At 46.0% G+C, this 12,231-nt stretch carries 11 protein-coding genes; 5 read left to right on the top strand and 6 right to left on the bottom strand.

Annotation, left to right across the window (positions count from 1 at the left end; genetic code table 11):
• Nucleotides 1–215 precede the first annotated feature (215 nt).
• From ACSSU7_RS07260 to ACSSU7_RS07275, 4 genes are all read left to right on the top strand, one after another.
• Entirely contained in the window at nucleotides 216–1,658 is a 1,443-nt protein-coding gene (locus ACSSU7_RS07260; RefSeq protein ID WP_492515889.1) for a S41 family peptidase, read from the top strand.
• 116 nt (nucleotides 1,659–1,774) lie between these two features.
• Nucleotides 1,775–2,950, top strand: a complete 1,176-nt coding sequence (locus ACSSU7_RS07265; protein WP_492515890.1) for a (Fe-S)-binding protein — start codon at nucleotides 1,775–1,777, stop codon at nucleotides 2,948–2,950.
• Between the two features lie 111 nt (nucleotides 2,951–3,061).
• Entirely contained in the window at nucleotides 3,062–3,697 is a 636-nt protein-coding gene (gene coq7, locus ACSSU7_RS07270) for a 2-polyprenyl-3-methyl-6-methoxy-1,4-benzoquinone monooxygenase (RefSeq protein WP_492515891.1), read from the top strand.
• A gap of 20 nt (nucleotides 3,698–3,717) precedes the next feature.
• Nucleotides 3,718–4,035: a DUF2322 family protein gene (locus tag ACSSU7_RS07275; RefSeq protein ID WP_492515892.1), complete on the top strand. Its 318-nt coding sequence runs from the start codon at nucleotides 3,718–3,720 to the stop codon at nucleotides 4,033–4,035.
• 167 nt (nucleotides 4,036–4,202) lie between these two features.
• On the opposite strand, the gene ACSSU7_RS07280 is transcribed toward ACSSU7_RS07275, so the two are convergent.
• The 4 genes from ACSSU7_RS07280 to bioA form a co-directional block, all read right to left on the bottom strand.
• Nucleotides 4,203–4,631, bottom strand: a complete 429-nt coding sequence (locus ACSSU7_RS07280; protein WP_492515893.1) for an OsmC family protein — start codon at nucleotides 4,629–4,631, stop codon at nucleotides 4,203–4,205.
• A 114-nt stretch (nucleotides 4,632–4,745) separates the two neighbouring features.
• Nucleotides 4,746–5,219 carry an FKBP-type peptidyl-prolyl cis-trans isomerase gene (locus ACSSU7_RS07285; RefSeq protein ID WP_492515894.1) on the bottom strand — a complete coding sequence of 158 codons (474 nt, stop codon included), beginning with the start codon at nucleotides 5,217–5,219 and terminating at the stop codon, nucleotides 4,746–4,748.
• Between the two features lie 77 nt (nucleotides 5,220–5,296).
• A complete protein-coding gene (dacB, locus tag ACSSU7_RS07290) occupies nucleotides 5,297–6,700 on the bottom strand; it encodes a D-alanyl-D-alanine carboxypeptidase/D-alanyl-D-alanine endopeptidase (protein ID WP_492515895.1) in 1,404 nt (467 codons plus the stop codon).
• Complete coding sequence (bioA, locus tag ACSSU7_RS07295; protein WP_492515896.1) at nucleotides 6,697–8,022, bottom strand: adenosylmethionine--8-amino-7-oxononanoate transaminase; 1,326 nt, start codon at nucleotides 8,020–8,022, stop codon at nucleotides 6,697–6,699. The genes dacB and bioA overlap by 4 nt, the downstream gene beginning before the upstream one ends.
• Nucleotides 8,023–8,137: 115 nt before the next feature.
• Between bioA and ACSSU7_RS07300 the strand changes: the two genes are divergently transcribed.
• On the top strand, nucleotides 8,138–10,057 hold the full coding sequence (locus tag ACSSU7_RS07300) for a peptidase U32 family protein (protein WP_492515897.1): 1,920 nt from the start codon (nucleotides 8,138–8,140) through the stop codon (nucleotides 10,055–10,057).
• On the opposite strand, the gene ACSSU7_RS07305 is transcribed toward ACSSU7_RS07300, so the two are convergent.
• Both ACSSU7_RS07305 and ACSSU7_RS07310 read right to left on the bottom strand, forming a co-directional pair.
• Entirely contained in the window at nucleotides 10,054–11,682 is a 1,629-nt protein-coding gene (locus ACSSU7_RS07305) for a GGDEF domain-containing protein (protein WP_492515898.1), read from the bottom strand. The genes ACSSU7_RS07300 and ACSSU7_RS07305 overlap by 4 nt on opposite strands.
• Before the next feature lie 185 nt (nucleotides 11,683–11,867).
• The gene (locus ACSSU7_RS07310; protein ID WP_492515899.1) at nucleotides 11,868–12,209 is read right to left on the bottom strand and encodes a zinc ribbon domain-containing protein YjdM; all 342 of its coding nucleotides are present in this window, start codon (nucleotides 12,207–12,209) and stop codon (nucleotides 11,868–11,870) included.
• Between the last annotated feature and the right edge of the window lie 22 nt (nucleotides 12,210–12,231).

A 12,231-nucleotide genomic window follows, 5' to 3' on the forward strand; every position in this document is an offset into this window, starting at 1 on the left:
AATATGCGTAGAACGCAATATAATGATTAAACTCTGAAACTAAAAAATATTTGGCAACTCATAGTTATCGCTAGGCTGTTGTTTAGCCCGTTAAATCTAGCGCAATGTATTAATGCAACAAACCCTAATCTGGCTTTATGTAAACCATATAAAGCGAGTTAAGATATTAAAGCATAAATCAGTTACTGTTACTTTTGTTAGGACACCTTACATTCATGCAAGTAAATAATAAACATCACCGGCTTACAAAAATCGGGCTAGTTGGCTCAGGTTTGATACTTGGCCTAATGCTGAGCCTAACCTATTCTGCAGTTGCAGAAAAAATGGTTAAACCACAGTTGCCGCTGGATGACCTGCGTGCTTTTGCTGAAGTGTTTGGCAAAATCAAGACCGACTACGTAGAGCCGGTTGAAGACAAAAAACTAATTTCAGAAGCTATCAGCGGCATGCTCACTGGCTTGGACCCACACTCTACCTACATGGACCCTGATGCATTTAAAGACATGCAAGTTGCCACTCAGGGCGAGTTTGGCGGTTTGGGCATTGAAGTTGGTATGGAAGATGGCTTAGTGAAAGTAATCTCACCGATTGAAGATTCTCCAGCTTATGCAGCTGGCCTTAAAAGCGGTGACTTAATCGTTAAGCTTGATGACACCCCAGTCAAAGGTTTAACGTTAAATGATGCGGTTAAACGCATGCGTGGCAAACCTGATACTAAAATTGTACTTACGGTAATCCGCAAAACTGAAACCAAGCCACTCAAGTTCACGCTGACCCGCGCAGTTATTAAGAGCAAGAGTGTTAAATACAAACTAACCGAGCCAGGTTATGCCTACGTACGTGTAACGCAGTTCCAGGAGCGTACTGGTGAAGATTTAGCCAAAGCCATTAAAACCATGCACACTGAGAACAAAGGCGCATTTAAGGGCTTAGTGTTAGACCTGCGTAATGACCCGGGCGGCTTGCTGAACGGTGCGGTTGGCGTATCTGCTGCTTTTTTACCTAAAGGCGAGTTAGTGGTTTACACAGAAGGTCGTGCACCTGACTCTAAAATGCAGCTCACCGCTACACCAGAAAACTATGTACGTGGTGGCGCAGCAAACGATTACATCCGTGATTTGCCAGCCGATATCAAAACGGTACCGATGGTGGTATTGATTAACAGTGGTTCTGCTTCTGCGTCTGAAATTGTAGCGGGCGCCCTGCAAGACCATAAACGCGCAGCAGTGTTGGGTACACAGAGCTTTGGTAAAGGGTCAGTGCAAACCATTATGCCGATGAATAACGGTGCGGCGATTAAGCTAACCACTGCACGTTATTTTACGCCTAAAGGTCGCTCTATCCAGGCTAAAGGCATCGTGCCTGATTACTTGGTTGAAGACGGTACCGACCAATCTGGCGCAATTCATGAAGCGGACTTATCTCGCCATCTGTCTAACCCGAAAGATGCTGAGGCAAATAAACCTGCAGATAGCGCTACTCAAAATGATGCGGCCAAAGCAAAATTGAATGAGAAGAAATACGCAGAGCCTAGCGCACCGATTGAGCCTGCAAGTAAAGATGATATTCAATTTACGCAAGCCATGAACCTGCTAAAAGGCTTGCCAGTTGTTCAGTCTACCCCTGCGGTAAAAGCTGAAACACCAAAAACTGAATAAGGTATTGCCGTAGCAAACTAAACCGCCTTGATAGTTAAGGCGGTTTTTTTACGTCTGTCGTCATGACTTAACATTGTTTAAGAAGTGTTGAGATTGAAAACGATTATAATGTCACCATGACGTTATCACTTAAAGAACTCACTGCTGAAGCCGACCGCTGCGTTGCATGCGGCCTGTGCTTACCGCACTGCCCAACTTATAGAAAGACGGGCTCTGAGGCAGACTCTCCACGTGGACGTATCCAGCTTATCCGTGCGGTGTCGCAAGACATTCTGCCTAACAGCGCACGCTTTAAAGAGCATATTGATCTGTGCCTAAGCTGCCGCAGCTGTGAATCGGCATGCCCGAATAGTGTGAGCTATGGTGCACTGGTAGATACAACACGTGCACTTTATATTAAGAAAAAGAGCCTTTGGTTAAGCTTAGCAAAACCATTTATCCGTTACCGTGCATTAAGCTATATATGTACATGGCCACTTTGGTTACTGTCTAAAGCCAAACTGATGGGTGCGTTAAAGCGCATCGCACCATTAGCCAAACTGTTGCCGGCCATCCCCAAGCCCATTGTATGGAAAGCATTGTACTCGGCAACCACACCCAAGCGCGGTGCTGTGAGTTTATTTTTAGGATGCGCCACCAACGCCTTTGATAACCAAACACTAAGCGCCAGCATTTATGTATTAAACACACTGGGCTACGATGTACACGTACCCACTGCGCAAACTTGCTGCGGTAGTATTGCACGTCAGGCAGGTGACGCTGTTGAAGCCGATACCTTAATTGCAAAAAATGGCGCAAGCTTTGACCATGCCATGCCCATACTCTCCACAGCAAGCGGTTGCGGCGCAGGCCTGCAGGATTACCTCACCACGCATCAAGTACAAGACATCAGTACCTTTTTAATGAGTTGCGACTGGTCAACAGCGCAAGTTGCACCACTTAAAGAGCGCATTTTCGTGCAGGACCCTTGCTCACTGCGCAATGGACTCAAAGCACAAAAAGCGGTGTATGACTTACTAAAAAAAATCCCGACTGCTGACATACAAGCACTGCCGGGCAACGGTCAATGCTGTGGCGGCGCTGGCGCTTACACTATTACGCAGCCGGAGATGGCAAACACGCTACGCAATGATAAACTGGCCGCTATACAGTCCAATCAGGTATCAATACTGGCCACATCCAATATTGGCTGTAGTTTGCATATCACTAAGGGATTAGAGAACGAAGGTATAGACACCCACGTGCTACACCCGATACAAATCATTGCGAAGCAAATGGGATTTAAGGCATAACCAAACAGCACTACTCAACACCGACACCATCAGCCTCTGCCCGCATCTAGTATCTAAAACAAATCAAGCAACACTAGCTTAGCCAAGATAATTAAGCGTAAAATAACTTTCATGAACAGACTACTCACTACAGACAAATTAATTTGTGCTTTTGACACTGGGTTGCGTACCCTGTTTGCAAAACCACATAGCGAGCGTGAACATCCGGATGTGGCGATTGATGACTCGCCAATGGATAACCAACAGAAAAAACATGTAAGCGCGCTAATGCGTGTTAATCATACTGGTGAAGTCTGTGCGCAAGCACTCTACAGTGGTCAGGCACTCACCGCACAAAGTGCTGCCACCAGCAGCACCATGCAACAAGCGGCACGTGAAGAAACCGAGCATCTGGCATGGTGTGAGTCACGTATTGAAGCATTAGGCGGGCACACCAGTGTACTTAATCCATTGTTTTATGCCGGATCATTTGCGATTGGCGCAGTAGCAGGCGCATTGGGAGACAAATGGAGCCTAGGCTTTTTGCAAGAAACCGAAAAGCAGGTAGGTGCGCACTTAGCCAGCCATCTCGACCAACTGCCAACCACAGATGAAAAATCACGCCGCATTATTGCACAAATGCAAATTGATGAAGCCAAGCACGCCAATGACGCAAAACAACAAGGCGCAGCCGAGTTGCCGGCGCCGATTAAATTCTGCATGACAAAAATGTCGCAACTAATGACCAGCACGACCTATCATATCTAATTATTTTTTAAGGCAATACCATGCAAAAATTCAGTGATGTACTACAAACTCTCGATGACGCTTCCAATGTCGAACGTATCGAGCTTTACAATAAAGACGGCAGCTCAGCGGGCGTGATTGAGAACAAACCGGGTAGCCAGGGCTCAATCAAGGTTTATAGCCATTTGGCGCGCATGTATGGAGAAATCTCTTTAGATGCGGCGGTTGAGGGCTTAAGCTTATATGCAGAACATACTGAAGATGCTGAGAACTGCCCTGGCAAACATCCGAACGTAGACCGTTTACTAAACATTCTGGAAGATGAGCAACCGCTCACGGTGAAAGTGATTGAAGCATAAGCTGATATACCCGTTTATTCAGACAACGGGCGAACGACTTGCTTGGATGCACACGTGATTGAGTGCTTAAAAAGATAAAAAAAGGGGATGATTACTCATCCCCTTTTTTATTGCAGTAATTCTAGCCAGCGCTTAACTTCTACTCAGCGCAAGCCAAGCAATCAGCCTTATGCCTTTACAGTCAATGGTTTTATCTCAAAGTCATGTGTGATTTCTACACTTTTGCTCAGCATAATAGAAGCTGAACAATATTTCTCAGCAGATAATTTAACCGCACGCTCTACCTGTGCCGGGTTTAAATTGTCACCAGTAATCACAAAATGTACATGAATCTTGGTAAATACTTTTGGAATCTCATCAGCACGCGCCGCATCAATCTCGGCAACACAATCAAAAATTGGCTGACGCGCTTTTTTCAAAATAGCCACCACATCAAATGAAGTGCAAGCGCCCATACCGATTAACAGCATTTCCATCGGGCGCATCCCAATGTTACGGCCGCCGTTCTCAGGCGCTCCATCTAGCACAACCGCGTGGCCAGTCTCTGACTCGCCGACAAAACTTACACCGTCAATCCACTTTATACTAACTTTCATGTTTCATCTCTCGTACCGTTAGGTCTAATCAATAACCAGTTGCAAATAACAAACCGATAGCGCCCAATACAAACGCTATCAGATATCAGCTATGGTCAATAAACTGCTGATGAGTTATTTAACGCCCAATAATTCCACATCAAAAATCAAGTCCGCATTAGGTGGAATCGCGCCACCTGCACCACGTGCACCGTAGCCCATTTCTGATGGGATAATCAATGTACGTTTACCGCCAATTTTCATGCCGGCAAAGCCTTCATCCCACCCCTGAATCACTTGGCCACCGCCTAAGAAGAAAACGAACGGTTGTTTGCGATCTACGCTACTATCAAACTTTTTACCTTTACCATCTTTAGCCGATGCGTCATACAGCCAGCCAGTGTAATGCACGGTTACATTAAAGCCAGGCTCAGCCTCACGCCCTTCACCCACTAAGGTATCAATCTTTTGTAATTCTTTAACTTGTTCCGACATCGCTTTTGCTTCCTTTACTGTTGACTTATCTGATGTTGATTTATTTGACTCGGCTTGACATGCACCTAAGCTTAACAAGCAAACAACTGCGAGTAATGATCCTAATAATTTCATTGTGTGTCCTGTAGCGTTGTATCTAAATGAAGGGGTTTAATCCGTAATCATACTTTAAAATCAGCGTTACCGTTAACTCAAGGCAGGCGATATACCCACTCCACTAACGCATCCTGCGCATCTCTACTGGCACCCGCATTAGGGTGATTAACCAGCATCACCATCACATACCGATGCCCACTTGCGCTCAACACATAGCCAGCAATACTGCTCACCCCATTGATAGAGCCAGTTTTAAGGTGCGCTCGACCATTGGCAGCATTGTCTTGCAAGCGATGTTTGACCGTACCATCTAACGATAATATCGGCATAGATGCCATGTATTCAGGCATCACAGGGCTTGAGTAAGCACGTACTAACATTTTACCCAAGTGCTCGGCACTGATACGCTCAGCACGCGACAAGCCTGAGCCATTCTCAATCACAAGCTCTTTAAAATTAAGCCCGTTTGTAAACAGCCAGTCTTGCATGGCGGCGGCGCCTTTTTGCATGGTCGCCGGCGCACCTAATTTCTCAGTGCCTAGCGTGAGCAGCAACTGCTGCGCCATGAGGTTATTACTCCATTTATTAATGTCTCGCACCACTGTGCCTAAAGGCTCAGAAACTTGTTCAAGCAGCTTTTTAGCAGTGCTAGGCACGGGTTGCAGCTTTAACTTGCCATCAAACGTACCGCCTAGCTCACGCCATAGTTTTTTAAACGTAAAGTAAGCATATTGCGTGTCGTCAAACAAACTGAGCTCGATGTAACGCTCGCCACAGTCAGCTGCATAAACACCCTTAAAACTCACCACAGCTTTTGCAGCCTTGGTCTGGATGTCATAGCTCATTCTGCCGCGCCAGTTGCCGCAATCACCATCCACCAGCTTCATATTGTTGACTATCGTTACCTCGGGTAATTCAAACTCCTGATTCAGGCTCAAACCGTTTTCGTTGGCAAAAAAGCGGAAGCTAGTACTGCGGCCATTGACAGAAAATGCGCTGGGCTTTGCATTGTATGCACGCCATTTTTCATCATCAAAGCTAATGCCATTATCAAGACCATCAGCAAAGTAACTTTTATCAATCAGCAAGTCACCGTTGATTTTTTTTACCCCGGCCTGTTTTAAGCTCATCAATAAGCGCCAAAAATCCTGCACTTTAAAGCTAGGGTCGCCATAACCTTTAATGATTAAATTGCCATTTAATACACCGTCTTTAATTTGGCCGTCATGGTAAAGCTCGGTTTTCCAGCGGTAAGCCGGTGTGAGCAAATCCAATGCCGCATTGGTCGTCACCATTTTCATCACAGAAGCTGGGTTCATACCTTTGTCTGCGTTATGGCTTAGGCTTGGCGCCTGATTATCCACCGCCTGCACATAGATAGACACACCGCTTAGCGGCACATCGGCTTGTACCAGCTCCGTTGCAACGGTTTTAGGCAATTCAGCATGCACTTGTGCACAGAGCAACATCAGGCTAACCAACAATGTGAGTTTTTTCATAGAATCCGCTTAATCACCTGATGCGTGTTTTGCACCATAAATACAATTTCATCTGCATTGATGGTATACGGCGGCATGTAATACACTGTGTTGCCAATCGGGCGCAACAATAAACCATGCTGCATTGCCAGTTGGTAGCACTGCTTTGCAAACTGATGGTTATCGGTGACTACATCAAACGCGAATATCATGCCTTGCTGGCGTAGATGTTGAATTGGCAAGTCAGTGAGCACTTGCATCTCGCGCATAATCAACGCAGACTGTGCCAAGTTTTTTTGCACCACATGGTCTGATTTAAAAATTGCTAACGTGGCTAACGCCGCACTGCATGCCAATGGATTACCCGTATAACTATGGCTATGTAGAAAACCACGCGCAGTGCTCTGGTCATAAAAAGCCTGATAAATACTGTCAGTTGTGAGTACTGCAGAAAGTGGCAAGTAACCACCGGTAATCCCTTTAGACAAGCAGACAAAATCTGCAATATCACTTACTTTGCATCCCTCACTAGCTGCTTGCTCAGTAGCAAACATGGAGCCTGTGCGGCCAAAGCCCACCGCAATTTCATCGGCAATCAAATGCACTTGATACTTGCTGCAAATTTCACGTGCTTTAGCCAGATAAACGGGGTGATACATCGCCATGCCTGCGGCACACTGCACCAGCGGCTCTATAATAAAAGCTGCTAGCTCAGCATGGTGTTGCGCTACATACAGCTCCAATTGCGCAGCGCAGCGTAAGGCATAGTCTGCAGCGCTCTCACCAGCCTCTGCCAATCTGGAATCAGGGCTAGGCATTTGTGCAGATTGCATCAATAGCGGTGCATAGGTATCTTTAAAAATGGCTACATCGGTCACCCCCAGCGCGCCCAAGGTCTCGCCATGATAGCTATTCTGCAAGCTAATAAATTTGGTTTTATTGGGCTGACCGACATTACGCCAATAATGAAAACTCATTTTGAGCGCAATCTCGGTGGCACTGGCACCATCACTGGCGTAAAACGCATGACCAAGCCCGGTAAGCGCCGCTAGTTGCTCGGACAGCGCCACCACTGGCTCATGGGTAAAGCCAGCCAGCATCACATGCTCCAAGGTATCTAACTGCTGCTTGATGGCATCTTTGATGCGTGGATTATTATGCCCAAACAAGTTCACCCACCAGGAACTGACAGTGTCTAAGTATTTTTTGCCATCTGCATCATATAGCCAGACCCCATCCCCACGTTGTATCGGCGTTAATGGAAAAGACTCATGCTGCTTCATCTGCGTGCACGGGTGCCATACAGACTGCATACTGCGGTTTAATAGATCTTGATTACTCATGGCTGAATTGTACGATAATTGTGTGAGGTTTTTCATCTGAACAAAAATCAAATGTCGTCATAAGCTGTTGTTTAGTCTAAAATTCAACCTTGATCACCTAAGCAAATTAAGTCCCATGCAAAAAACTCGCTGCCATTTAGAACTACTCGCTCCTGCAAAAAATGCTGATTTCGGCATTGAGGCCATTAATCATGGCGCAGACGCGGTATATATCGGCGGCCCAGCCTTTGGTGCTCGTGCAAAAGCGCCTAACACCATTGCCGACATTGCACGCTTGGTGAAACACGCACATCGCTACCACGCAGAGGTGTATGTTGCACTAAACACCATTTTCCATGACAACGAGCTAGAAGGCGCGCGTGAGCTGGTACATCAACTTTACGACGCTGAAGTAGACGCGCTTATCGTGCAGGACATGGGGCTGTTGGAAATGGATTTACCGCCGATACAGCTACATGCCAGCACACAGACTGATATCCGCACCGTAGAAAAAGCAGTATTTTTAGACCAGGTTGGTTTTTCACAAATTGTATTAGCGCGCGAACTGGATTTAAAAAGAATCAAACAGATTGCTGACGCGACTTCATGTAATTTGGAATTTTTTATTCATGGTGCGCTATGTGTAGCGTTTAGCGGTCAATGCTTTATCAGCCACGCACACACGGGACGTAGCGCCAATCGTGGTGAGTGTTCACAAGAATGCCGCCTGCCCTTTACGCTAGAAGACCAAAAAGGCCGTATCATCGGTAAGGATAAGCACTTTTTATCCATGAAAGATAACGACCAAAGTGCCAATCTACGTGCATTGATTGAAGCCGGTGTCAGCTCATTTAAAATTGAAGGCCGCTACAAAGATTTACCCTATGTAAAAAATGCCACCGCGCATTACCGTGAATTGATTGATGAAATACTGAACGACAGGCCAGAGTTGGCAAAACCATCGTCAGGCCACGCCACCTACACATTCACTCCACAGCCGGAAAAAACCTTCAACCGTAGCGCAACCGACTACTTTGTAAACGGACGCCAAGCCGATATTGGCGCGTTTGATACGCCTAAATTCTCTGGTGAGGCATTAGGGAAGGTTAGCAAAGTGGGTAACGATTACTTTGAGGTGGAAACCAATATCGAGCTACATAACGGTGATGGCGTATGCTTCTTTGATGTACATAAAGAACTGGTCGGCTTGCGCGTCAACACGGTAGAAGGCAAAAGGCTCTACCCTAACGAAATGCCAACTGGCCTAACGCGCAATATGACCATTTACCGCAATCGCGACCACGCCTTTATGCGCCTGCTGGAAAAAGATTCAGCGCAGCGCAAAATTGCGGTTGATATGAATTTTTACGAAACGGCCAATGGTTTTGCTTTAACCATTACCGATGAAAGCGGCTTTAGCGCTACCGCCACCTGTGAAGCAGAAAAACAAAGCGCACAAAATCTGGAAAAAGCGGAAACTAGCCTGCGTGAGAACCTGAGCAAACTGGGCGGCACAGATTTCAGCACGCAAGGGATTGAAATCAGCACCGCTCAAACCTGGTTTATCCCTGCCTCTATCGTTAACAACTTACGCCGTGACGCTATCGAACAATTGCAGCAAACCCGTGATTTAGGCTACCAACGCCCACCACGCCGTGAGGCAGCGCAACCGCCAGCGATTTTCCCTGAAGATACACTGAGCTACCTTGCCAATGTGTACAACAAAAAAGCACGTCAATTTTACGAAAAACATGGCGTAAAGATGATTGCGGCGGCTTATGAAGCCAATAAAGAGTTAGATGAAGTGCCGCTGATGATTACCAAGCACTGCTTACGTTTTAGCCATGGCCTATGCCCGAAAGAAGCTAAAGGTGTGATTGGGGTGCAAGGTACGGTCACCGCAGAGCCAATGACATTAATTAACGGCAATGACCGCTACACGTTGAAGTTTGATTGCAAACCATGCGAGATGCATGTGATGGGTAAAATCCGCAAAAACATTTTGCAAATACCTGAGCCACAGCCCGTTAACTTTTTCCCTAAGGCATTCCGCTAATAGAATTGCTCATTTTGCGCGCGCTTATGGGCGCGCTTATTCTCATACATACGTAGGTCAGCCATGTGCATCACCACGCCGCAGTTATCCTGCTCCTCATAGATAAACGCCGTACCAGCACTCACACCGACCAACTCAAAACCATTGGCGCGCAGATGTGCTACGGTTTCATCCAGCAGTGTTTGAATCAGCGCTTCATCTGCATTATGTGCAGTAATTGCAAACTCATCACCACCTAAACGATGCAGCGTCGCGACCCCTTCTAATTTAGCCTGTAGGAAACGGCTAAAATCGCACAGCAGTTTGTCGCCGTAGGCGTGCCCAAAATTATCGTTATAGTACTTGAGACGATCTAAATCCAGTATGGTAATACTGCCATTCTTAGGTAACTCCTGAATGGTGGCTTCCAGTGCCATGCGATTAGGCAAACCGGTTAATTTATCTGTTTTAACCCTAGCCTCACTGAGGCCCAACGCTGTCAGCACTTGTTCTTTTTCTTTAAATAACTCACTAAATTGGTAGCTGAGTACAAACGACAGCAACAGCGCTTCTATCGTTACCGCCACCAAACCTAAATGCTCAACATAGAGCGTATAACCGGTGAAATTTTGGGCAGTAATGGTTAAGCCACCTAAAACAAAAAAGGTCAGAATCGCAATCAAGTAATAACGCGCGGTCATGTTCTTTTTACTGCTAAGGTAGATGCCACATGCCAAGCCAAGGCACAGAAAAACACCAACGCCATAACGCGCCATTTCCATCATCCAGTGAGGAGAGTAAATACCCCACACCGCAAATAGCACCAATATCGTCACTGCATATTGAATCCAGCGATATAGCTTAGGGTAGTATTGCTGGCGGATATTCAGCAAGCCTTTAACAAAGAAAACATAAGCGATATTTGAGAACAGGATAGGCAACGCACTCAAGTAAAAGTAATGGATGTCAAACGTGTCAGAGAATACCAATAGTGATGTTCCCTGCAAAAATAGATTGCCCAAAATAAACAGCGCATACATGCTGTGCACCATTTGCCGTCTAATTAAGCTTAGCACAACGTAATACGCCATTAATCCAGCCAGCACACCCAAGCAAAGCAGCGAGATAAAATTACCAAGCTTAATCGCCTGCTGGTAATGTGCCTTTGAGTCTAAATATGGCTGAGGCTGTGCAATCAGGTAAGGGGTTTTAAGCGAAGTCAGTAAAGTGTAATTGCCAGCTTCCAAATACAAAAGCCGCGCATGCCTTAACGTAAAGGGGTTGGTTTCCGTGCTACTGATTCCGCCCTCTAACTCAGCAACCACTACGCTGCGGCTATCCAGCACCTTATGTTTAAACATCGCAAACGTACTGGTGTTTTTGAAATCAATCACATAGTCACCGGCAGTGGCGATATGCAAGGTGCCATTAAATACAAAATCACCACCAGTTAATGGCAGGGATTTAATCGGCGTAGCAGGCTGGCGCGCAGCATACCAATGCCCCTCAATCAAACTGGGCTTCAGATCAGGGCTTGCATGCGCTGGTGCAGCCAAGAATAGAAAAAGACTGAACAACACGCCTGCATAAGAGGCTAGGCAAGCAAAACACGTACGCAATTGTTGTGGGCTAAACCATGACATCATTAACTGTCAAACTTGGTGTGATTAATGTATGTCTCACAATATACAGATTAATGCCCTTTTGTTGAAGTGCTAGTTGGGGTGAAAGTAAAGCACGCACACTTGACGCGTCAACCCCTGCTCGAAACAAGCTTAAATTAGGAGAGCGCTGTATGGCTAAAAACAGCAAGCTTTATACCAAGTTTTTATTACGCTTTTTTTACAAACTCTGACTTTAATTTCATTGCACCAATGCCATCGATTTTGCAGTCAATGTCATGGTCGCCATCCACCAAGCGAATATTTTTAACCTTAGTGCCTACTTTTACCACTAATGAAGAACCTTTCACTTTCAGGTCTTTAATCACGGTAATCGTGTCACCATCTTGCAGCACATTACCATTTGCATCTTTAATCACACGCACTTCATCAGTGCTTTCTGCACCGCCATCAATTAACCACTCGTGCGCACACTCTGGGCAAACGTACCTATCGCCATCTTCATAGGTATATTCAGATTGGCATTGCGGGCATGATGGGAGCTGGGACATACAAAACTTTCTAAACGATTAA

Source organism: Methylotenera sp. E1MeOHC1 (assembly GCF_058745595.1).